Annotated in this window: 13 protein-coding genes; 4 read left to right on the forward strand and 9 right to left on the reverse strand. The window is 60.7% G+C overall.

Annotated features, from left to right (window positions below; genetic code table 11):
- The first annotated feature begins 191 nt into the window (after window positions 1-191).
- The 3 genes from J4D99_RS09555 to J4D99_RS09565 are packed head-to-tail and all read left to right on the forward strand — an operon-like array spanning window position 192 to window position 4,540.
- Window positions 192-1,451: an efflux RND transporter periplasmic adaptor subunit gene (locus J4D99_RS09555; RefSeq protein ID WP_208131465.1), complete on the forward strand. Its 1,260-nt coding sequence runs from the start codon at window positions 192-194 to the stop codon at window positions 1,449-1,451.
- 39 nt (window positions 1,452-1,490) lie between these two features.
- Complete coding sequence (locus tag J4D99_RS09560) at window positions 1,491-2,174, forward strand: ABC transporter ATP-binding protein (RefSeq protein WP_208131466.1); 684 nt, start codon at window positions 1,491-1,493, stop codon at window positions 2,172-2,174.
- 14 nt (window positions 2,175-2,188) lie between these two features.
- Window positions 2,189-4,540, forward strand: coding sequence for an ABC transporter permease (locus tag J4D99_RS09565; protein ID WP_208131467.1), 2,352 nt, complete (start codon window positions 2,189-2,191; stop codon window positions 4,538-4,540).
- A gap of 241 nt (window positions 4,541-4,781) precedes the next feature.
- On the opposite strand, the gene J4D99_RS09570 is transcribed toward J4D99_RS09565, so the two are convergent.
- The 3 genes from J4D99_RS09570 to J4D99_RS09580 form a co-directional block, all read right to left on the reverse strand.
- Window positions 4,782-6,482 carry a sensor histidine kinase gene (locus J4D99_RS09570; protein WP_208131468.1) on the reverse strand — a complete coding sequence of 567 codons (1,701 nt, stop codon included), beginning with the start codon at window positions 6,480-6,482 and terminating at the stop codon, window positions 4,782-4,784.
- A gap of 2,193 nt (window positions 6,483-8,675) precedes the next feature.
- On the reverse strand, window positions 8,676-9,827 hold the full coding sequence (locus tag J4D99_RS09575; protein WP_208131469.1) for a TIGR03364 family FAD-dependent oxidoreductase: 1,152 nt from the start codon (window positions 9,825-9,827) through the stop codon (window positions 8,676-8,678).
- Between the two features lie 132 nt (window positions 9,828-9,959).
- Window positions 9,960-10,535 carry a helix-turn-helix domain-containing protein gene (locus tag J4D99_RS09580; protein ID WP_208131470.1) on the reverse strand — a complete coding sequence of 192 codons (576 nt, stop codon included), beginning with the start codon at window positions 10,533-10,535 and terminating at the stop codon, window positions 9,960-9,962.
- Window positions 10,536-10,650: 115 nt separating this feature from the next.
- On the opposite strand from J4D99_RS09580, the gene J4D99_RS09585 reads away from it, so the two are divergent.
- Window positions 10,651-11,388, forward strand: coding sequence for an HAD family hydrolase (locus J4D99_RS09585; RefSeq protein ID WP_208131471.1), 738 nt, complete (start codon window positions 10,651-10,653; stop codon window positions 11,386-11,388).
- On the opposite strand, the gene J4D99_RS09590 is transcribed toward J4D99_RS09585, so the two are convergent.
- The 6 genes from J4D99_RS09590 to J4D99_RS09615 all read right to left on the reverse strand — a co-directional run bounded on the left by J4D99_RS09590 (window position 11,385) and on the right by J4D99_RS09615 (window position 22,717).
- A complete protein-coding gene (locus J4D99_RS09590; RefSeq protein WP_208131472.1) occupies window positions 11,385-12,653 on the reverse strand; it encodes an alkaline phosphatase family protein in 1,269 nt (422 codons plus the stop codon). The genes J4D99_RS09585 and J4D99_RS09590 overlap by 4 nt on opposite strands.
- 15 nt (window positions 12,654-12,668) lie before the next feature.
- Window positions 12,669-15,437 (reverse strand): bifunctional YncE family protein/alkaline phosphatase family protein, encoded by a 2,769-nt coding sequence (locus J4D99_RS09595; protein WP_208131473.1) that lies wholly within the window; start codon window positions 15,435-15,437, stop codon window positions 12,669-12,671.
- A 124-nt stretch (window positions 15,438-15,561) separates the two neighbouring features.
- Window positions 15,562-17,145, reverse strand: coding sequence for a SusD/RagB family nutrient-binding outer membrane lipoprotein (locus tag J4D99_RS09600; protein ID WP_208131474.1), 1,584 nt, complete (start codon window positions 17,143-17,145; stop codon window positions 15,562-15,564).
- 20 nt (window positions 17,146-17,165) lie between these two features.
- Window positions 17,166-20,444, reverse strand: a complete 3,279-nt coding sequence (locus J4D99_RS09605) for a SusC/RagA family TonB-linked outer membrane protein (protein ID WP_208131475.1) — start codon at window positions 20,442-20,444, stop codon at window positions 17,166-17,168.
- Window positions 20,445-20,487: 43 nt separating this feature from the next.
- A complete protein-coding gene (locus J4D99_RS09610; protein ID WP_208131476.1) occupies window positions 20,488-21,081 on the reverse strand; it encodes an HD domain-containing protein in 594 nt (197 codons plus the stop codon).
- Window positions 21,082-21,403: 322 nt separating this feature from the next.
- Complete coding sequence (locus J4D99_RS09615) at window positions 21,404-22,717, reverse strand: MFS transporter (RefSeq protein ID WP_208131477.1); 1,314 nt, start codon at window positions 22,715-22,717, stop codon at window positions 21,404-21,406.
- Window positions 22,718-23,102 lie beyond the last annotated feature (385 nt).

Raw genomic sequence — 23,102 nt, forward strand, 5'->3', positions numbered from 1 at the left:
TTTTCTGCCCGTCAACAGCTTCGAACTGTATCAGAACCGAACGGTCAACTGTATCAAAACCGGACGCTCGGCAGCAGCTGGCAATCAGGACTTAAAAACAGGCCACTGATTAGCAATGATTTGTGCGTAAGGCACCGTTCTTGGCACCTCCGGTCCATCGCTTTTTGCTGCTATTCTCTACGCCAACCTGAATGGATGTCCTGATACCGAAGAAAAAGTGGTCGTTTGTCACCCGCTGGTGGTGGCTGGGGGCCCTGTTGCTGGCGGGCTCGGGCGCGGCCGGCATCTATTGGCCCCGACCGGGCCAGCGGCTGCACGTCGCGGCCAGCCGGCTGACCATCAGCCCCGTCACGCGGGGTAATTTTCAGGAATTCACGGCCATCGACGGGGTGGTGCAGCCGCTGCACACCGTGTACTTGGACGCGGCAGAGGCCGGCACGGTGCAGCAGGTGCTGGTGGAAGAAGGCACGACCCTAACGGCGGGCCAGCCGTTGCTGCGGCTAGCGAACCCCGACTTGCAACTGGAAATGGTAAACTGCGAAACGGCCGTGTACGACCTGATGAACAACTTGCGCAACACCCGCAACCAGCTGCTGCAAAACCGCATTCTGCGCCAAAACCAGCTAGCCGACATCGACTTTCAGCTAGCCGAGGCCCGGCGGGTGTTTGACACCAACCAGGTGCTGTACGACCAGAAGGTGATTGCGCGGCAGGACTACCTGCAAAGCCAGAATGCCTACCGCTACCAGCTGCGCCGGCGGCAGCTCACGCAGCAGACCCTGCGCCAGGATTCGGTGGCCATGCAGCAGCAATTGAGCACCATGCAGGAATCGGTGCAGCGCATGACCAGCAACCTGGCCCTGATGCGGCGCAAGATGGACGACCTGTTGCTACGGGCCCCAGTGGGCGGGCGTCTCAGTTCGCTGGCCGCGGAAGTGGGCGAGGCCAAAACCCGGGGCCAGCGCCTAGGGCAGATTGACGCGCTGGCGGGCGTGAAACTGCACGCCGCGGTGGACGAGTTTTACATTGCGCGCATCGCGGCTGGTCAGGTGGGCGAAGTGGTGGTGGACGGCCAGGCGTATGCCTTGCGCGTAACCAAAATCTTCGCCCAAGTATCTAAAGGCCTGCAAATCGACCTGGCCTTTACCGGCGCGCCCCCACCAGGCCTGCGGCGGGGCCAGACCTTATCCATCCGGCTGGCACTGAGTGCGACGGCCCCGGCGGTGCTGCTGCCCAAAGGCGGCTTTTACCAGCAAACCGTGGGCAACTGGGCGTTTAAGCTGGCGGCCGACGGCAACCGGGCCCAGCGGGTGGCCATCCGCCTAGGGCGGCAGAACCCCGACTACTACGAGGTGCTGGCGGGCCTGCAACCCGGCGACCAAGTGGTAACGTCCAGCTACGAAGGCTTCGCTGACCGACAGGAACTGGTGCTGGACAACCACCAGCCGTAGGCATTTATCTAACTATATGACCATAAAAGGCTCAACCTCATGATTAAGACCGAAAACCTGGAAAAGGTGTACCGCACCGAGGAGGTGCAAACCAAGGCGCTGAACCACATCTCGCTGAGCGTGGAGCAGGGGGAATTTGTGGCCATCATGGGCCCCTCGGGCTGCGGCAAATCGACGCTGCTCAACCTGCTGGGCCTGCTCGACGAGCCCGACGGCGGCAGCCTGCAACTGCTGGGCACTGAAACCAGCCGCTACTCGGAGCGGCAGCGGGCCGAGCTGCGCAAGCGCAGCCTGGGCTTCGTGTTTCAGAGCTTCAACCTGATTGACGAGCTGACGGTGTTTGAGAACGTGGAGCTGCCCCTGCGCTACCTAGGCGTGGGGGCAACTGAGCGGCGGCAGCGGGTGGAACAGGTGTTGGAGAAAATGCAGCTGTTACACCGGCGCAACCATTTTCCACTGCAACTCTCGGGTGGCCAGCAGCAGCGCGTGGCTGTGGCCCGCGCCGTGGTGAACGCCCCGCCGCTGCTACTAGCCGACGAGCCTACCGGCAACCTCGACTCGGCCAGCGGCCACGACGTGCTAGGGCTACTCACCGAATTAAACGAAGCGGGTACCACCGTGCTCATGGTCACGCACTCCGAGCACGACGCGCGGTACGCCCGGCGCGTCATCCGCCTGCTCGACGGGCAGGTGGTGCTGGAAAACAGCCGCAGCCAATTTTAACCGCTTTCCTCCCCATGCTTCCCTACCCCTTGCTGCTCCTCTACCGCAACTTTAAGCGGTTCAAAAGCACGTTCTTCATCAACCTAATTGGCCTCTCGACCGGCCTGGCTTGCGCGCTGCTCATCTACCTTTGGGTAAGCGACGAGCGCAGCTTTGACCGCTACCACGCCCTGGATGGCCGGCTGTATCAGGTGATGGAAAACCGCCGCACGGCCGCCGGCATCGAGACCCAAGGCGGTACCATGCCGCTGCTGGCCGAGGCCCTGCGGCGGGAAATGCCGGAGATTGAGTTCGTGGCCACCACCACGCCTATCCCGTTCTTCCCCGGGTTCACGCTGGCGGCGGGCAACCAGCACCTGAATGCCGTTGTCAAGTGCGCGGACCCGGCCTTCTTCCAGCTGTTTTCCTACCCCCTGCTGGTGGGCACCCCCACCACGGTGCTACGGGATAAAAACGCCATTGTGCTCTCCGAGGCCTTGGCCACTACGCTCTTTGGGTCGCCGCAGAATAGCCTAGGCAAAGCTGTGGAATGGCAAATGGCCGACATAAAACAGACCTGCTTGGTGGCCGGGGTGTTTGCCGGGGTGCCCCGCAACTCGTCCGAGCAGTTTGACTGCGTGCTGCCGTTTGCCTCGTTCAAGAACATGATGCACATGAGCGAAACCATCAAGTGGGATGACGACGGCCCCTTCAACACCTATTTAGCCTTGAAGGAGGGGGCCGACCCTGCGCAGTTTCAAGCCAAGCTGGCGGGTTTGTTGAAAACCAAAAGCGCGCAGGCCCAGGGGCGCACGCTGTTCGTGCGGCCGTTCTCCGCGGGGTACCTGCATGGCTCCTACGAAAACGGCGTCGCCACCGGGGGGCGCATTACCTACGTGCGGCTGTTCGCCTTGATTGCCGGACTCATTCTGGTGATTGCCAGCATCAACTTCATGAACCTGTTCACCGCCAAGGCCTCGCGGCGGGTAAAGGAAGTAGGCATTCGCAAGGCCCTGGGGGCTAGCCGCGCCGCGCTGGCGGGGCAGTACCTGACGGAATCTGTGGTGATGGCCTTGCTGGCCCTGGTCGTGGCCGTGGGGCTGGTGCAGCTCGTACTCCCGCAGTTCAGCGAGCTGACGGGCAAGCCGCTGGCCTTAGGGTGGGAGCCGCAACTGGTGGCAGCCGGCCTGGCCCTGGCCCTGGGTACGGGACTGCTGGCGGGCAGCTACCCCGCGTTCTACCTATCGGGTTTTCAGCCGGCGGCCGTGCTGAAAGGCAAGCTGCCGACCAAAGCCGGCGACGTGTGGACGCGGCAGGGCTTGGTCGTGCTCCAGTTCACGCTCTCCGTGCTGTTCATCGTGGCCTTGGTAGTGGTCAACGCGCAGCTGGCGTTTGTGCAGCGCCAGCCGCTGGGCTACGACAAGGCCGACGTGCTCCGCTTTGAGACGACCGGCAAGGCGGCGCGCCAGCAGACGGCGTTTCTGGCCGAGGTAAAGAAATTGCCCGGCGTCGTGCAGGCGTCTACCGTCTTGGGCGGCTTCCTAGGGGGGCGCCACGTGGAGGAGATGAGCTGGCGGGGTAAGCGCCTGCCCGTTGGGACGATGCTGGTCAACTACGACCTATTGGAAACAATGGGGATGCACCTGGTAGCCGGCCGCAGCTTTGCGCCGCAGTTCCGCGCCGACAGCGCCGCCATTATCGTCAACCAGGCCCTGGTAACTGGCCTAGGAATGCCGAACCCCATAGGCCAACAGCTCGATGGGGCCCGCATCGTGGGTGTGGTCCGCGACTTTCACTATGAGTCCCTGCACGAAAAAATCAAACCCCTTCGCCTCCAACTCGACCCCACGATTAACACAGTGCTCGTGAAGCTCCAGCCCAACGCAGAGCAGGCCACGATTGCGCGGCTTCAGCAGCTGTACGCCGCCTACAACCCCGGCTTTACGCTCGACTACACGTTTCTGGATGCCGACTACCAGGCCCAGTACGTGGCCGAGCGGCGGGTGGCGGTGCTCGCCCGCTACTTCGCCGGGCTGGCCATCCTCATTTCCGCCCTGGGCCTGCTGGGCCTAGCCGCCTTCACGGCCGAGCGGCGGCGCAAGGAAATCGGCATTCGCAAGGCATTGGGTGCAAGCGAGCTGGGTATCGTCTGGCTATTGACCAGCAGCCTGACCTGGCTGGTCGTCGTGGCCATCGTACTGGCGCTGCCACTGAGCTACCTGCTCCTACAGCGGTGGTTGGAAGGCTTTGCCTACCACGTGGCGTGGCAGTGGTGGTACTTCGCGGCCACCGGCATGGGGGCCCTGCTCATTGCCTGGCTCACGGTGAGTGTGCAGGCCTGGCGGGCCGCCCGCCGCAACCCCGTGCTGAGTTTGCGGACGGAGTGAGAGGAAGATGTATTTCTACCCTTTGCTACCCAAAAAGTACCACACTAGGCCTAGTGGGAAGGTAATCTTAAATTACTATTTTCCCGAGGCTTGACTTTGAACATCTAGTATGCTAAAAGGTAATTGTAAGAATTGTGTGTAAATTCTCACTAGCTCTAACGCCCTGTTTCCAGTTTCTAGTAAAAGCAGGCTGGCTGGCGCTTCTCTACGGCCGTTAAGTTGCTTGATAGCACCGGTGCAGCTAGGCCGGCAGGGCTTCTGGGAATACTACGGTGAAGGTTGTTCCCTTCCCAGGTGTGCTCATTACTTCTAGCGAGCCACCTCGCTGCTGCACAATAGTTTGAATCATGTACAGGCCTAGTCCTGAGCCTTGGCCCTCGGTCGTGAGACGCGTGAAGGGTTGAAACAGCCGCTCTCGGTCCCGGCTTAGGTCAATGCCCCGCCCATTATCCATCACCGTGAGCATCACCATGCCTGGCTGCTGGTGCGTGCGTACCTGAATCAGCAGCGGGCGGGCAGGGTCACTGTACTTAAGGGCATTGCTGACCAAGTTCTTCAGGATGCTCTCCAGATAGATGCGGGGAAAATAAACCGTAGGGGCTTCCGCAAAATCGGCCACGAGCTGGCCCTGCTGCTGGTGCAGCAGTTCCGCTACTTCTGCCTGCACCGTGGCGTAGACTTCAGCTAAGGCAACCCGCTCCGGGGTGCTGCCAGCTGCGCCATGCTGCGTGTGAAGTACTTGGAGCAAGCCCTGAATGGTACTCGTCAGACGATGCACTTCTTTCTCGACTAAAGAGACAATATAGTCCTGCTCGGGGCCAGGCGAGCTCTCATGATACACGTCGAGTAGCCGCTCCAGATTGGTAGCTGGCCCTTTTAGGTCATGTGCCACAATGTGTACAAACGAATCCAAGGAAGTGTTGGCCTCGCGCAAGGCTTGGTTGAGGCGTTGGGCCTCGTGCATGGTGGCAGCCCGTGCCAGGGCCCGGCCTGCATAGTCTGCTACCAGGGTGAAGAAGGCCTGGTAGGCCTCATCCCAGGGCCGACGGGCACTCAGGCCCAGTATCAGTACCGAAACCGTGCGGCTGGTGGGTACTGTAAGGAGGGGCAGCAGAATTGCCCGCGTCGGTAACTCCGCATTTAGGTCAGCAGGCCACTTTCCAAACCGCTCCGGCAGATTTTCCAGTAGGAGCGGTTGGCCACCGTGTAATACCTCTGCCAGCGGCCAGCCGTTAGGCGCAGCGAAGTCGGCCGGTAAGGTAGTAGGCGCCATAGGTTCTCCGGCGGGCAAGCCAAACCAAGCACGCAGCTGGGCGTGCCGGGCAGTGGCTTCGTGGGTATAGAGCAGGGAGAAGGGAATGTCTGCTGGATTTGTGGCCAAGGCGCCGAGTAGGTGCTGGGCAGCTTCGGCTGGCAGGGCCGAGAGGGCTGTTTGCGCCGTAAGATGACTCAGCAGCGCCAGCCGGCGCTGCTGTAAGACCGTACTAGTCGTTTCGAGGGCCGTGACGAAGATGCCCCCTACCTGCCCCTGCTCATCATAGATAGGGCTATGCGAAAACGTGAAATAGGCTTCTTCTACGAACCCCTTCCGATTAGGCAGCACGAGGCTGTTCTCGAAATATGTTGTCTCGCCTGCGAGCACCGGCCGAAAGATATCCACCAGGAACGGCCACATTTCCCGCCACCAGGGCTCAGCTGGCTGGCCTAGCGCACCAGGATGTTTGCTCTCCAAGATGGTGGCGTAGCCATCATTGTAGAAGTGGACCAGCTCGGGGCCCCAGTGCACCATCATGGGGAAGCGCGAGCCTAGTATAATGGTCACAGCCGTGCGCAGGCTTTGCGGCCAGGTAGCCACGGGGCCTAGTAGCGTCTGCGACCAGTCGAGCTCGCGGATACGTGCCCCCATTTCACCCCCGCCCTTGAATAGCTCGTGTGCCGTCATCGCCAGTAAACTTACGGCGGCCAAGCAAGTATCTAGTTAGATAGAAGGGAAATGGGCCAACTCGTGCTGGGCGGTTTTTAAAGTTACAACCCGGCCACGAAGGGATGGCCAAAATCAAAATACCAGCTCTATACCTCAGGAATGAAAAACCCCGCTCTACATTATGTAGAGCGGGGTTTTTATTATCGTATAAGAACACCTGTAGTTGCATTAAACTGCGGCCTGATGTGCCAAATTTCAATTCGGAGAGCGATTTTATGGCCACGTGAAGTGCGCTTCGCTGCATGTTACAGCACCCCAATGCAGGGAGTGTTTTACCTGTTCCGGTCTGAGCACGCGGTAGGGTGACGGAGGTGCTGTCGGTGTAGCTAAGGAGTCAATGACTCGCAGAGCGGACTTTTTGAAGGTCATCAGCCAGATGACCAGCCATCTTGAGCAGGTCATTCACTTTCGTCTCTACTTGTACCAGGTACGCTTGCCCCCTTGCTCATGGCTCTTAGTGTTTGCGTTTCGAGCTAGTCTCTGTCCTAAAGAGTGTGGACAATCAACGCCTTCAGTCGAAGGCAGCCAGTAGATGGGCCGTGGCTAAAAAGAAGACAGCGGTTTTTTCGTAACGAGTAGCAATGAGGTGGGCCACTTAGACAGGACAGTTTAGGACGCGTTTGGCGCTCAATATTAACGACTAGCTGCAACTGTGGCCTAGCGCCGTTACTTATCTGCCGCTGGCCACCGGCTGCTAGGGGGCTACCGCTGCGCCTTTTAAGACGTGTGTACCAAACAGCTCGTGAACTGGCAAGTGCGAGCCGATATGTCCTAATCTCTGCTTATCAAAGCCGTGCAGCAGGCCCTGCTCGCGCAACGGCTCGTCCCCAGCTTGATTAGTCCACTCCAAGCGGGGCGGCCAGTACGTGGGCAATATCGACAACACGCTGCTGCGCGAGGCTAGGGCCCAGCGCTTGCCTCGCCGTCACGGCGAGTGTTTCGACAATGCCCAGGGCGAAACTCTCTGGTCACGTCTGAAAACCAAACTGCTTGAACTCCACGAGTGGCCCATTTTTAGGTACTTGGCCGATGCGCAAGCCAGTGTGGCCGGCTACTCCTTATGCTGCGCCAGCTAGCCGCAAGCAGAAGCGCCCCGGCCAGTGGTCGGGGCGCTTTACTAGTGCCAACTGCAGGGTATGAAGCTGCCTGCGCTGGACTTATTAAGCACAAAGGTAGGTAGCCCCAGAAGGGCAGTGATTATCCACAAGTAAAGATTACCATAGGCTGCGCTACTCGCTGGTAATACAACCAGCAGGATACGTTCAATGGCTTGAGCGAAAGCTGATGAACATCGTGCGCACCACGCGCACGGGCTGTCCCCCTTGGCGCCCTAGTTTCCACCAGGGCATGAGGCGCACAAGTCGCAGGGCTTCCTCCTCAAACCCATCGCCGCAGCCCTTGGCAATTTCAGCGTCAGTGATACGTCATTGCTCGTCCATCACGAAGCGCACCACTACCCGTGCCCGAGCGATTTCGCCGCTTGGCCTCGGCGGGGTAATTCGTTTTTTGCACCAAGTACTGGTGCAGAGCCACGTCGCCACCCACAAATTCGGGCAGTTGCTCGGCGTAGACTAAGGCCGCGGCGTGCAGGCTGCCGTCGGCTGCTACTACTTCCCCACCTTCGCCCGTCGGTACCGTTGCCGGTAAGGGCGTAGAGGGTGATAGTGAGCGGGCTTTTAGCGGGCGTCTTAACCGTCTGGATACAGTAGCTAGGAGTACGAAAGACGAGTATGCCGGCAGAGGTGGGTAAGGCGACCAGAAATTGCCCCTCAGCATTAGTGCTGAGTAAAGCCGCGCTACTCGGTACCGTAATCGTTACACCGGGTAGCGCAGTCCCAGCCTCATTGACGACGCGACCCGCCAGCAGAATTGCGGCCTGGCTCAGCCACTGCCGCAGAAAAGAGACTGCGACGATTGCGGTAGAGCGGTTTAATTGCCGCGCTTCTCAAGGATTGATAAGCGGCAACCCTGGCCGGCCGCTCACTAAAAAACAAGCAGAAAGCTAGTCCTCATTTTTTCGACCTCTCACGCGATTAAGCGGCTCAAACTTACTGCTGCTGCCACGCGGCAGAAGAGGAGTACTCATTAGCTTTCTGCTATGTATCAGAAAGATAGCATCAGAGCGGCGCGGCTAGGGCAGCCAAGGAAAGATTAGACCAGCCGAGCTATATGCTGCGCGGCAAAGCCGCAGGCCGACGTCATGCCTTTGCCGCCGATGCCGGTGACAAGGTGGATGCGTGGGTCGGGCGAGTGCTGAAATATTTCTCCTGCTTTAGGCTGCGTGTAATACCCGTTCCAGGTGCGCTGAATGCGCCAGTCGGGCAGGTCGAGGATGCGCCGGGCTTCGCCGAGCATCAGTTGATTGAGCTCATCTGCATTATTAAAATCCAGCTTGGCCGCGTCGGCTAGGCCAGCATACTCGTGCGTATCACCAATAATGATGGAGCCGTCCAGGGCCTGCTTGAAGAGCAGGTGAATGCCCCACCGTTGCAATGCCTCTGGGGCGGGCTCGGCCAGGAGCTGGGCAAACGAGGGGCAGTTGCGAAACGCGGGGTAGCGCCGGATGCTCAGGCCCGTGAGCACCGAGCCCGGCAGCTGCACCCGGGGCTGGGGATAGGTGGCCAGCATCTGGAGCTTGCAAAGCTGCAAGTCGCTCTGCGCGAAGACTTCGGGAAATAAAAACTGGCAGTCGCGGCCAGTGCATACCAGCACCTGGGCCGCGCGGTAGCGCTGGCCGCGCGCATCCACTACCTCGCAGCCGGCCGCGTTGGCCGTTACGGCCTGCACCGGTGTGGCGGGGCGGTAGTCGAGGCGCCAGCGCTCGGTAAGGTAGGCTAGCAGGCGGTGAATCAGCAGGTCGGGCTCGGCCGTTACTTCCTGCTCAAACAGCAGCCCGCCCACGCAATAGCTGGCCTGCACGGCGGGCAGCCGCTGCCGGCACTCGGCCGTCGTGAGCAGCCGCGACGGGTACCCAATGGCAGCGTAGCGGGCGTGCTTCTCGGCTAATACCTGAAGCTCCAGCTCCGTCGAGGCCAGGTAGAGGGAGCCGTTTTGCCGGATGGATATGTCACACTCGGCCTGAATCTTCTGATACATTTCGAGGCTTACGCGGGCAAAGTCAAACCACTCGCCCTCGGCCATGCCGGAGGTAATAATCTGGCCAAAATTGCGCACGGTCGCCTCCCTGGGGCGGGCATCCTTCTCCAGCAACAGCACGTTGAGGCCGCGCTGCAAGGCAAAGTAGGCGTGAAAAGTCCCAAGCACCCCAGCGCCCACTACAATCAAGTCAAACGAGTTTTCCATAACAAAGCCACCTGCTTACCCCGGCGGGGCAAACCTACGAACTGTTGCCTAATAGGAAACTAATCCGTCGATTACTAGTTCGTTATTTCTCCCTACGCAGCATGGGGCTAGCGGGCTGGCCGCGGCCGGGAGCTAGTCGGTATGGCGCAGCAGGTACACTTTGAATAACCGCACGCGCCCGGCCGTATCGTTGCGCACCGAGTGCGCCAGCAGGCCGTCGAAGTACAGCGTGTCACCAGCTTCCAAGGTCACCTCCTCCTCCTTAAAGCCGTAACGCACGGTGCCTTCCAGTACGTGCACCAGCTCCAAGGCATTGGTAGAAAGCGGCTTGCGATACGTATCAGGGTTGATAATGACTTCGTTGACGCGCAAGGTATAGTTGGCCAGGTCCTGCGAGAGCAGGTAGTTATAGAGCAGGCCTTTCGAATCGTCCCGCTTTTCGGGGCGGCCCGCTTCAGCGCGCACCAGCAGGTAGGGCGCGGCCGCCTCCCCGTTGATATTCTTGACGAGCGTCGAAACGTCAACCTCTAGTGAATTGGCGATTTCGATTAGTACGGCAAGTGACGGAACCGTGCGAAAGTTCTCAATTTTAGAGAGCAGGCCCGCCGAGAGGCCGCTACGCTTGGCCAGCTCACGCAGGCTCATCTTTTTGGCTTTGCGCATTTCCAGGATGCGCAGGCCGATTAAACTCAGCTTGTCGTGCTTCATGCGGGCAAGTTGGGACTGAAAAACGTAACGTAAAATTGAGGTATCTGCTAAATGAGCTAGGGCGTGCGGCGCTTAGTTTTGTTGCATATTTATCAACATTTTAAGCTCCCTGTTTATGCTGCCTTTGCAACTACTGGTATTCGATATGGCCGGTACTACCGTGCGCGACCAGCACGAGGTAGAAGCCTGCTTTGCCCAGGCAGCGGCAGCCACGGGCCTGCAGGCGTCCGCGGCGCGCATTTTGGCCGTGCAGGGCCAGGCCAAGCGCTTCGTGTTTGACCTGCTGTGGCGGGAGCAGCTAGGGCCCGGGGCCTCCGAAACCGAGCTAACCGCCCGGGTTGACCATTCATATCAAGTATTTCGGAACATTCTAGAAAATCACTACCGTACGGCTGAAGTGTTGCCCACCGAGGGCTGCCTCGACCTATTTGCCTTTCTCAAAAGCCAGGGCATCCGCATTGCCCTTACCACGGGCTTCTACCGCGAGGTGACCGACCTGATTCTGCGCCGTCTGGGCTGGCACGTGGGCTTAGATGCCCAGCACCGGGGTACTAGCCAGTCGCTTATCGACCTTTCCATTGCCAGCGACGAAGTAGCCGAGGGCCGCCCCGCGCCGCTCATGATTCAGCGGGCGATGCAAACCTTCGGTATTACCGACCCCCGGCAGGTCTGGAACGTGGGCGATACGCCCTCCGACCTGGTATCGGGCCGGAGGGCGGTCTGTGCCCGCAGCCTGGGCGTTACCAACGGCACGCACTCGGTGCAACAGCTGGCGAACTACCCCAACGACGGCCTGCTAGCCTCACTCACCGAGTTGCACCAGCTACTGCGGGCCGAGCTGGTAACCGCCTAGTCGGTGCCGCCGGGCGGGGGAGGGCCGGCGGGCATCAGCCAGGTGTTGACGGTATTATGAGCGCCTTCGAGTACGATTTTGTAGAACGCCGCGGGGTAGGCCGCCCGGCTCAGGGCCAGGCGCTGCCGGGCTAGCGGCACCGTACCCAGCAGCTCGTAGTCGTCCGAGCCGCCGGTTTTGAAGTTATTCGTTTTGGTGGCCCATACTTTCACGCGTTCCGGCTGGCTAGCCAGGGCGGTCCACGTGATGCGCAGGCTATCGCTCGCTGCCGTTACCCGGGGCTCCGCCAGCGATACCGGCCCGAGCAGCGGTACACCGTCCAGCTCGCGCTGGGTAGTGGCCGGCAGGGGCAGTTGCATAAACCGGGCAATGGTGGGCAGCACGTCCACGATGGTCACCGGCGCGCGACGCGCGTAGGCATTCACGTTTTTATCGCTGAGCACCAACCAGGTAGTACGCTCGCGGTCCGACTGGCCGCCGTGGTTGCGGCCTGTCTGCGCATCGCGGCCGTGGTCGGTGGTGAGCACCAGCAGCCAGTCTTCGGGCTGGGTTTTCATGCGCTCGCGCAGCAAGGCCCAGATGCGGCCCACCTCGGCATCGACGTAGCCCACGGCGCGCCGTTGCTCCTCACTGTCGCCGTGGCGGTGGCCCATGTCGTCGGTGTGCTCCAAGTAGACCCACGACAGGTCGGGGCCGTTTTGGCGCAGGCAGGTGGCGGCTTCGGCCACGACCTTGTCGTCGATGGCGTGGGTGTAGAGGCTTTGCTTGTCGTGCGGAAACGCGACGGTATCCAGCTCGTAGCCATCGGCCTGGTAGTCGAAATGCAAGTTGCCGGCGGCCGGCAGTCCTTCGCCTACGAGCTTGGTGCGGTTGTCGCGCCAGGTCGAGAAGATGGCAATTTTGCTAGCGGGCCGGGCTTCCTTGAGCAGACGAAAGATGCTCGCGTAGTGATAGTTAGGCGCCTTAATGGCGTTGTCCCACACGTTGTGCTTGTAGCCCCAGGTACCGGTGAGCAGGTCGTTGTAGCCGGGGGCCGAGATGGTCGGCGTCTGGGTATAGGTGCCCTTCTCGCCGCCCACGTGGGCGCGCAGGTACGTGCCGCTTGCTAGCAGCTTTTTAATATTCGGAGTATTGGCCTTTTCCAGCACGTCGGCCGGAATTCCATCGGCAATGATGAACACTACCTTGCGGGCCCGGCCCGGCGGCTGGGCCAGGGCCAGGTGCCACCCTAGCAGGCTGAGCAGCAGGAGTACTTGGTTTTTCATGGGAAGTAGGGCAGATTACTTGGTTTTCTTCTGCTGGCGGTAGTGGGCTTCGCGGGCCTCGTCCTCGTCGTCCATTTCGGGGCCTTTTTCCACCTTGCGCCAGTCGATGGCTTTGCCGTAGCGGCGCATGGCCACCTGCGGGTCGAAAATGCGCACGTCGCTCTTTTCCAGGGAGTAGGGCCGGAAGTCAGGCTGGCTGGTAAAGAAGTCTTGCAGGAGCGTGCCCGTGGCGTCGTACTGGTTCACGTAGGGCACGTCGAGAATATTATAAATCGTCTTTAGGATGGCGCCGAAGTTGGCGTGGGTGTGGCTCACGTAGCCCTTTTTGACATAGGGCCCGGCTAGCAGGAGCAACGAGCGGTGGGCGTCGACGTGGTCGACGCCTCCTTGGGGGTCGTCCTCGGTCACGATGACGAGCATGTTTTTCCAGTAGGGCGTGCGCGACAAAAAGTGCAGCATGCGGCCTAGGGCCAGGTCGTTATCGGCCATGTACGACTGCGGGTAGGGGTAGCCGTCGGCGGGGCGCACGCCGGCGCCGTGGTCGTTGGGCAGCTGCACGGTCACGAGCGCGGGCATCTTGGCCTTGCCCGTCAGCCATTTTTTGGTGAATTCGCGCTCGAACTGCATGGCCCGGAACTGGTCGGGAATGTTGGTGTTGAAGCCCGCGTAGTCGTGGCTGGTGCGCGTGTACAGGGCATTTTGCATGGGCACCATCACCAGGTGGCCCGAGCCGGTAGCCGTGTCGCGCCAGGCTTCGCGGTTGTGGGCCGTTTCGTTGCCCTGCCCGAAGTTGTAGAAGCTCACGTGCCGGCGCGCCAGCGCCTCCCACAGGCCACCAATCTCGGCGTAGTCCTCGGGGTCCATGCTGCCCGTCGAGCCGGGGAAGCGCCGGCCGGGTGCGGGCGAGAAAATTTTGGCCGTTTTGCTCACGTTGGAGTTAGCCTCGACCCACTCGTTGGGAATCACGCCCAGCATCCAGTGGTGGCCGTGGATGGAGGCATCGGAATCGCAGTAGTAATTATCCGAAAACGCGAATTGCCGGGCCACCCGGCGGTGATTGGGCGCCACCCGCAGGTGCGGCAGTTGGCCGCGCTGCCCGGCGGGCAGGGTGTACTCGCAGTTGACCCCTAGCCGGGCTAGGGTACTGTCGCCGCGGGCTTCGCGCAGTTGGCCCAGCACCTCGTCGTAGGTGCGGTTTTCCTTGGTAATGTAGACGATGTACTTAATCGGGGTGGGCGTGCGGCCAGGCAGGGCGGGCAGCGGGTTAGCAGTGGCGCTAGCCTTGGTCGCAGGGGCTAGCGGGGTGGCCACAAACGTGTTGGCCAGTACCTGCTTGGTATAAACGGCCAATTGAGCGGCGTCGGGCACCGGCACTTTTTGGAGGCTGCCGAGCTGAATATCGCCGATGTACGTGCCCTGGGGCGGCGCCACGAAGCCCGCGCCGCCGTTGGGCCCCGCGCCCAGGCCCCGGCACGAAGTGATGTAGAGCGTCTGCTCATCGGCGGCGAGGCGCACTCGCGCCGGTCCCCAGCCGGTCGGAATCAACCCGCGCGTGGTGCGGCTAGCCACGTCCACCACAGCCACGGCGTTGAAGCCCAGCAGGGCTACGTAGAGCGTTTTCTCGTCGGCGCTCAGCGTCAGGCCGAAGGGCAGCAGGCCCCGGTAGTGGTCCAGGCGCGGGTCTACCCTAATCGGAATGTCGCCCAGCAGCTTATGGTGTTGGTAGTCAATAACCGTGATGTTGTCGTTGGTGGCATTGGTGACGTAGGCGTACTGCCGGCCCACAGCCAGCGAGTTGGGGCTAGCCCCGCCTACCACCTCGGCATCCTCCATCATCTCGCCCAGCAGGTGGCCGGTCTTGAATTTGTCAACCACCTTATTGGTAGCCAAATCCACGGCGAAGACGCTCATGGCATCGGGCGCGTTGGGGCTGCCCAGACCTGGAATTGTCCGGCCTTCCACCGTGGTGCCGTTGATGGACTCGGGTGTGTTGTTGCCGTAGGGATGCCGCGTAATCATCAGCGAATCGGCATTTTTAGGCGTCGCCCCCACGATGAGGGGGTAGGCGTACATGCCCACGTTGGCGACCAAAGCTGTGCGGTGGTCGGGACTCAGCGCCAGGCTGAAGGGCTGCCGGCCCACCGGAATACTGGCCGTCACTTGGCGGGTAGTCAGGTCGAGGCGCACCAGGCGGAAATTGCCCCGGTCGAGCACCAGCAGCTCGTGGCCAGCCTCGTTCAGCACCAGGTCCGAGGTAAAGCTGTCCACGAAGGTCTGCCCGCCTACCGGCCCGTTCAGCGAAATGGAATCGAGGCGCTGCATCCGCCCCAGGTCGTAGACGATAACCGACCCGTTGTCGCCGCCGCTCAGGTATACCCGCTTAGAATCAGCCGCAAAAGCTACCCCCAGAAAAGAGCCTTTCGAGAGCGGCGACTTAAGCTGCTTGTCATAGCTCGGCACGCGCACCGCCGCCAGGCTAGCCAGGTCGAGGCGCGTGAATACACCGTTGTGCAGCGTTACAGCCGTTTTGCCATCGGGGCTCAGGGCTAGCCCCATTGGGTCGTGGGTGATGCGCGCCAGCTGTCCGGCCGGCGTCACGTAGCGCCCGCTGGGCAGCACCGAGCGGCCTTTCTCCTCGATTTTACAAAACTCCCGCGTGCCCGGCACTTGCAGCAGGGCCGCCTTGGCCAGGGTGCCTGCATGGGCTTGGGCCTTGGTTTGGGCGTTGGCGCGCAGGCTGAACCCTAGCAGAGCCAAGAGCAGTACAGGTGAGTGGCAGCGCATAATGGTATATAAAAAACCAGCCACCGCGGAGTACGCAGCGGCCGGGTGAAAGAGTAGTAGTTGATGTAAAGTAGTGCCTGTCCTCCGGCTCCTGGCCACCCCCCGTAAGCCGGCTAGCCAGGGCTTATTTCAGTATGTACATCACGCCGTTGATGTCATCGTTGCCGCCATACTGGCTAGCCAGCGCGGCCTGGTAGTTCGTCGTGTTAGCCGTACGCTCCGAGGTAGGGTACTTGAAGCGCAGCGCAATGCGGCCGCCGTTGCCGGTGCCGGGGCCGGTGGTGAAGTTCGGCACGCCGGTGCGGCGGTAATTGTAGTACGCCTCCAGGCCCGAGTGGCGGAACAAGGCCAGGTATTTCTGCTGCAAAATCTGGGTCAGGCCCGTAGTGCCATCGGCATACTTTACGCCGGGCTGCGCATAGTAAGTGGCGTAATTTACGGGGATGTTGTAGGTGTCGTAGTTCGAGCTGGCCGTCACGTCCGTCGAGCCGGGGCGGTAGAAATACGCCGTGTACGTGCCGCTGGTGGGCAGGCCGTAGAAGGCCATCGAGGCCTGGATGCCAGCTGTATAATACGGCTCGGCGTTGGCGCCCGGCAGCCAGCCGCGGTTGATGCCCTCGGCGATATTGAACTCCAGCTCGGGGTAGCCAATCTGGATGGTAGGCTCGCCGGTGAGGGTCGAGAAATAGCGCTTGCGGTTCAGAAAGGAATACTGCTGCAAGCCGGCGTTCACGTACATCACGCCCAGGTCGAGGCCGGGGTCGGCGCCTACGAAGGAGGCAAAGTCGGTTGGGCTCTGCTTCTTATTATCGACCAGGTCGCGGGCTGGCTCGCTGGTCGCAAACACGCGCGGGTCCTGCAGGCTGGTGAGCAGGCCCACGTAGGTGGCCGACATATTCTTGCGCGAGCCGTCCTGCCCGAAATTGCGGTTGTTGTTGGGGTAGAAGTTGTTAGTGGCCGCCACGTAGGTGTACTGCATGTTGTCGGCGCTGCTGGTCATGAGCGGGTACTTGGTGGGGTTGCTCACAATGCTGGCAAACTGCCCGGCAATGTTCAGGTCCGCATCGCCATTTTTCTTGCTCAGGTTTAGCAGCAGGCGCACGCGCAGGGTGTTTACCACCTTCTGCCATTTGCGCAGGTCGCCGCCAAAATAGATATCGCCACTGAGCGTGGTGGTGCCGCCGGCAATGAGGGTCGTCAGGTCCGCGTTGGCGCTTTCCAGCCACTTAAAGGCCTGCACAAACACGGCCTTTTGCTGGTCGTAGACCGGCGTGAGCGCATCGAGTCCCTGCAGGGCCTGGCTCTGCGGAATGTCGCCCATTTCCAGACTCATGCGGGTGTAGAGGTAGGCCCGGAAGAAATTGCCCATCGCCTCGTAGGGGTTCACGGCGGGCGAGCCGGCGGCTAGGGCCTGCTGCTCCATCAGGCCCACGTTTTTGAGAGTGGTATAGTAGGTGGTGCCGCTGCCGAAGTCGTACCGGTTGTTGCCGTAGTAATCGTAATTGTTGAGGTAGTACTGGTCCCAGGCTTCGTACTGGCCGTTGGGAGCTTCGTAGGCGTCGTTAAGAATGCCGGTGAAGAGCAGGGAAGCCGGCACATTATTGGGCTTGTTCTCGTTGAGTGTCAGCTCGTCGAGGGTCTTGTTGCAGCTGGTGGTAGACAGGGCTAGCCCGATAAGTAGCCCGCCGGTTTTGACGATATTTTTCATGCTGAAAAGCGGCTGGTCGGTTAGAAGGTAGCGTTCAGGTTCAGGCCGTAGCTGCGCACGGTAGGCGATTGCAGGCCCGTCACGCTGACGGCGGTGTTGTACTGGTCCAAGTCCACGTCTTTGAAGCGCTTGTCGCCGTAGAAATAGAGCAGGTTGCGCCCAATCAACGATACCGATACCCGCTGAATGAAGGAGTTACCCAGCAGCGTGCGGGGCAGGTCGTAGGTGATGGTGACTTCGCGCAGCTTGGCATAAGTCTTACTCATCAGGTTGGATTCCTGCACATTGTAGTACTTGCTCACGTAGTCCTGCACGAAAGCCACCTGGGTATTAGGCGCGTACTGCAAGGCCTCGGGATTCAGAATCTTGCCGGTCTGCGAGTCGTAGTTGATGCTAGCCCCATTTGAGATGACAACTCCCTCGCCCACGTAAGAGCCCTTGTAGCCGGCCACGCCGTAGTTCTGCCAGTCCTTATAGCGGGCATCGCCCAGGGCGCCTTCGGCCGTGAGGGCATTGCGGCCGCCGCGCATGGTTTTGTTGAACATGTAGTCGGTGGTCACGCCGCCCACTGCGCCGTCAAACTGAAAGCCCAGGCTCAAGGTCTTGTAGTGGAATTTGTTGTAAATGCTCCACTGGTAGTCGTTGTTCAGGTTGCCCAGGTACTGGGCCACGGGGTTGGTAAGGGGCTTGCCGGCCGCGTCGTTCACAATCTGCCCGGCGGCGTTGCGCACGAAGGCTGTGCCGTAGAACTTATCGGTGCGGTCGCCCACGCCGTAAAACGTTTGATACAAGCTCTGGCCGGCGGGCAACTCGCTGTACACCTGCTTGAAGGTTGACCAGTTCACGAGCACGTCCCAGCCGAAGCCGTTGGCGTTTTGCACCGGTGTGCCCGTGAGGCTCAGCTCGTAGCCGGTTTTCTTAGTTTTCAGCGCGTTGATGTACTCGATGCTGTAGCCCGTGGCCGACGAAAGCGGGTTGGGCAGAATCTGGGGTCCGTCGATGTACTGGAAAGCGGTGGCGCTCAAGCCCAGCCGGTTTTGCAGAAACTTGATATCTACTCCTTCCTCGTAGTTGACGCGGGTGCTGGTTTTGAGCCCGGGCGCAAACAGATTGTTGGTGCCGTAGCCGGCCGTCTGGTTGTTGTAGGGCTTGCTGGTCGAGTAAAACGACTGCAGCGAGTAGTCGGGGCCGTTGTAGGGCGATAGGTAGGTATTGCCGTAGCCGAGCGGGTTGGTAAAGAGCGAGTTGCCCGTGCTGCCACCGAAGGCGGTAATGGAGTTGAATGGCGCCGGCCCGATGGTGGGCGACGTGGCGTCGGTGCGAATATTGGCGTAGGAGCCGCGCAGCTTCAAAAAGGAAATAGCGCGCGGCAGCGTTACGTAGTCCGACACCACCGTGGCCAGCGACAGGCTAGGGTAGTAATAAGTAGTCGGAGTCTGGAAAGCTGATGACCGGTCGATGCGGCCCGTAGTAGAAATAGTCGCGAAGCGGCCTAGCGAGGCATCAAGCGAATAGTAGGCGCTTAGCACCCGCATCTGCGAATTAAAACTGGTGCTCTGCACCGGGTTCTGCGAGTTGCTGAAGGCGTACACTTCCGGTACGTTCAGGTAGTCAGTCGAAGTCCAGTTCGAGTTATAAGTGAAGTTGCGCGCGTTGCCGCCCACCAGGCCGCTCAGGTTCAAAAATTTCTGCACTCCAAGGTCATAGTTGAAGTTCAGGAAGCCTTCCGCGTTGTTGTCGAACAGGTTGCGGCGGTCTTCGCGGTAGTCGCCCTGGTTGCCTTCGCGGCCGTAGGGGTGAGCCGAGAACGGCATTTTCTCGGTGCGCAGCAGGTTGTAGGTGCTGATTTGGGTGCGCAGCGTGGCGCTCAGGTGCTCGTCAATCTTGAAGTTGCCGGTGAGATAGCCGTAAGTGTCGTTCTTGTAGTGGCCGCGGGTCCATTTCTCCACCATCAGCCAGGGGTTGTGGTAGCGCTGGTACTCAGCAAACACCGACTGCGTGCCCACCTTGCCCGGCTGCCAGATGCCCCGGATGTCGGGCGCGTTCACGTCCCAGTCGGCCCCGGTCCATACCACTGAGCTGTAGATGAGGCTGTTGGGGCCATAATCCACATCCGGAAAGTTGTCCGTAAACTGGCGGTTGAAGTTCAGGTTCGCTTCAATCTTAAAGCGCGGGCTCGGGTTGAACGAGCCGTACATGTTGAAATTGACGATGTTGACGCCGTTGTTCGGGATGTAGCTGTTCTGCTTCTGCTGCGACACCGAGAAGCGGGTGGTGTAGTTGTCGCCGTTGGCACTGAGCGAGACGTTGTTGTTCGTCTGGAAGCCCGTGCGCAGAAAGTGCTGCAGGTTGTTGGCTCCGCGCGCCACCCAGGGCGTACCCTGGCGCACGCCGTTCACGATAGGCGAGTCGTATTGCGGAATGAGCTGGCCGTTGAAATAGGGCCCCCACACGTCGTAGTCGCCGTCTACGCCGCCGGGCGCGCCGCCCTTGCCATCCACAAAGGTGTAGAAAGTATTTTCGCCCGGTCCATACGAATCCTGCACGCGCGGAAACGCCAGGAAGCCTTTCTGAATGACGTTGCTGCTGTTGAGCTCCACCGTGAAGCCCTTCTTGTTCTTATTACCTTTTTTGGTGGTAATCAGAATGGCCCCGTTCGAGGCGCGGTTGCCGTAGAGGGCGGCGGCGGCCGGGCCTTTCAGCACGGTGTAAGTCTCGATGTCGTCGGGACTGATGTTCCAGGTATCGGTGTCGATGGGAAAGCCATCGACCACGTACAGCGACAAGGTATTGCCGCGGATGGCCACGTTGGGCGCCCGCAGCAGCTCGGCCGAGGGGCCGACTGAGAGGCCCGCCACCTTGCCCACGAGGCCGGTGATGGGGTTGGGGTCGCGGGCCCGCACCAGGTCCTCCCCATTCACCTGCTGCACCGCGTAGCCGATTTTGCGCGTCTCCTTACTCACCCCCAGGGCCGTCACGACTACCTCGTCGAGCGATTTGAGGTCGGTGTGCAGGGCCACCGTCAGGGCACGCTGCTCGCCTACTGGCACATCCTGTGTGGTCGAGCCAATCATCCGAAATTCGAGCACCTCGCCGGGCTGGGCTTCAATGGTAAAGCGGCCGTCGCTGCCAGTGGTAGTGCCGCGATTAGTACCTTTTACCAGTACCGTTACGCCGGGTAGGGGCTGTTTGGCGTCGTCCGTTACCACCCCACCCAGCTGCGCGCCTTGGGCCAGGCTCAGCCGGGGGGCTAGCCCCAGCACGGCCAGCACGGCCAGCTGTTTGTAACTGTTTTTCATAATCAGGAAGAAGGTGAAGGAGAGAGAAATGAAAAAGCCGGGGCTAGGCCGCCGATGGTGCCTGCCCCCGCAAGTGCCGCAGGGCCAGGGCTTGCAGGTGGGCCAGGCTGCCCACGAGCTGGTGCGTCTCTTTGGCCTGCTCGTCCCACTGCCGCAGCTGCAGTATTTGCTCTTTATCAGGGTCCTGCTCGAAGGCTGCCGCTTCGGCCGCACTCATCACGCCGCCCTGAAAAGCCAGGGTGGCCTGGCTGGCTGCCGAGAGCTGCTGCCGGTAGCTAGGGTACTTGTAGGTGAGGTAGCGCTTGGCCTGCACGTGGCTTTCGACCAGCCGGACCACGCGGGCCGAAAAGCCGCGGGCTCGTAGGTAGTCGGCTCCCAGCTTTTCGTGGTCGATGGCCCCAAAGCCGTCCATTGACGGCAGTTCGGCATCCACCGCACATAGGTGGCCGAGGTCGTGGAAAAAGGCCGCCAGCACCACCTCGTCGTCGGCGCCCGCCGCTTCGGCCAGCGCAGCGGCCTGCCACATGTGCTCAAGTTGTGATACTGGTTCGCCGATGTAGTCGGCGTGGCCTCTGCTTTGGTAGAGAGCAAAAATTTCCGTGACGGCTTCTTGCTTGTCGTCGTCTGATAATGCCATTTTTAAAGGATTTTAAAAGACAAGGCGTGGCCATCTACTGGCCGTGACGGGACCGGCAGTAAGAGCTGACTATTACCCCAAGGCTTGTTTTGGGCAGCGTTAGGCAGCATTAGAGTACCCCCGGCGCATGGGGAGTAAGGACCAGACTAGTATTGGGGGAGGAGACTGGCGGCTGATAAGCAGCAAATACGCTAAAAAATAGTCCTACTTTCTATTGACAAAGTTCAGGCTCGGTAGCTCCGCGGCAAGCCCTACTGATTCATTAAATTGTTACCTAATCGCTACCGGAATTTTCCTATGAGGAAACACTTGGCCGCCACCTCTACCTCCCGGCTGGCGCCATGGCAGTAGCTGCCAGCCCACGCTCCTGGGTGCGGTAAAAAACCAGCGCTGCCCCGGCCGTGGCCCCGGCTAGCCCGGCCAGTGCCCAAAAGGCGTGGCCCCAGCCCTGGCGCTGAGCCAGCACACCGGTGAGCCACAGCGCCCCCGTGCCTCCCACGTAGCCCACGGCATCGACGAAGCCCGAGGCCGTAGCGGCGCCCTGCTGCCCGCCAAAATCCAGCGACATGGCCCCGGCCAGGAAAGCGTACGGTCCTAGCAGCAGCAACCCGACTAGCGAGATAAGTAATAGCGGCACTAGGCTACCCGTGGCGGGCCGGGTCATGGCCAGCAGCACGGGCACCAGCCCCAGGCAGGCAGCCAGAATGAGTGGCCCGCGCTGCCCCCGCAGCCAGGCATCGGAAAGGTAGCCCGCGCCCAGAATGGATACCATCCCGAATGCCGAGTAGAGGGCGCTGTACTGCGAGGCGGCACTCTCCGACAGGTGGGCGGCTTCAACCAGGTAGGTGGGTACCCAAAAGCTGAACGCCTCGCGCAGCGCCGTGAGTCCAAACGAGAGCACCAGCATCAATAAAAAGGCCGGGCTGCGGAAGTAGGGCCGCAGCAGGCTGCCCAGCGAGGCGGGCGGCCCGGCCCCCGCCTCGGGGCTGGTAAACAGGCTGACCGGGCTAGCCGCCGGCACTGGCAGCCCCACCTCGGCCGGGCTGCCGCGCAGGCTCAGCCAGTTGACCAACGCTACCCCGGCCAGCAGGGCCGCCGCCGTCATAAACAAGCCCCGCCAGCCCACGCCCAGCGCCAGTAAGTGCCCTAGTACCAGCTTGGCCACAATGTCGCCCACTAGGTAGCTCAAACTCAGCAGCCCCATGATGCGGCCATAGGCGCGGTACGAAAACCAGTTGGCCGTTGTCTTCACTAGCCCGGCCCAGCCCATAGATTGGACCAGTCGGTTGGCGGCCCACGCAGCAAAGAACACCCCGGCCCCCTGGCCTAGCCCAAAGACTACGGTAGCGGCTACCGCCCCCACCATACCTACTAGGAAGACCGTCTTTCCGCCCAGAAAGTCACCTAGCACGCCGTTGACTACCTTGCCCGCCGCGTAAAATAGCACGCCCACGGACGCAATCTGCCCTAGCACTTCTTTATTCAGGCCCCGGCTCCCAAACTCGCGGATGAGTAGCGGAGCAGCCACGGCCAGGTTGGAGCGGCACAGGTAATACGCGCTGTAGCCCACGAATAAGCTGGCCGCCGTGCGCAGCTGCCAGCGTTGCAAGAGGGTTCGAGGCTGGGTAGCAGGCATGTTGGAAGCAGTAAGGAGCCATTTCCCCGCCAGTAGTACTTAACCACTGACTACAGCCGGTGCTGACCGACCAGCAAGTGCTCGCTGCACTAGGGCTAATGAGCTACAAAGGTGCTCGCCGCATAAAAAGCCAGTATTGCGGCTGGATTACTTATTTGTTGACAAGGGTGAATAGTTTGTTTAGTTATAGGTAACAAAACCAATTGGTGAACACTAGCCAAGTTTAACGGATACTTTTGATGATTACTAGACCCCGATGGCGAGCGTACCCGTTCGGGTACATATCGGCTATGAGTTAGTACCCCCCGCTCTAAGAGCGTGTTTGGGAATTAGAGGCTGGTAGATCGTCGCAGGGACATGGTTAGGTTGGCGATAAAAAGCCACG

The sequence above is a fragment of the Hymenobacter sp. BT559 genome (assembly GCF_017571525.1).
Lineage (GTDB): Bacteria > Bacteroidota > Bacteroidia > Cytophagales > Hymenobacteraceae > Hymenobacter > Hymenobacter ginsengisoli.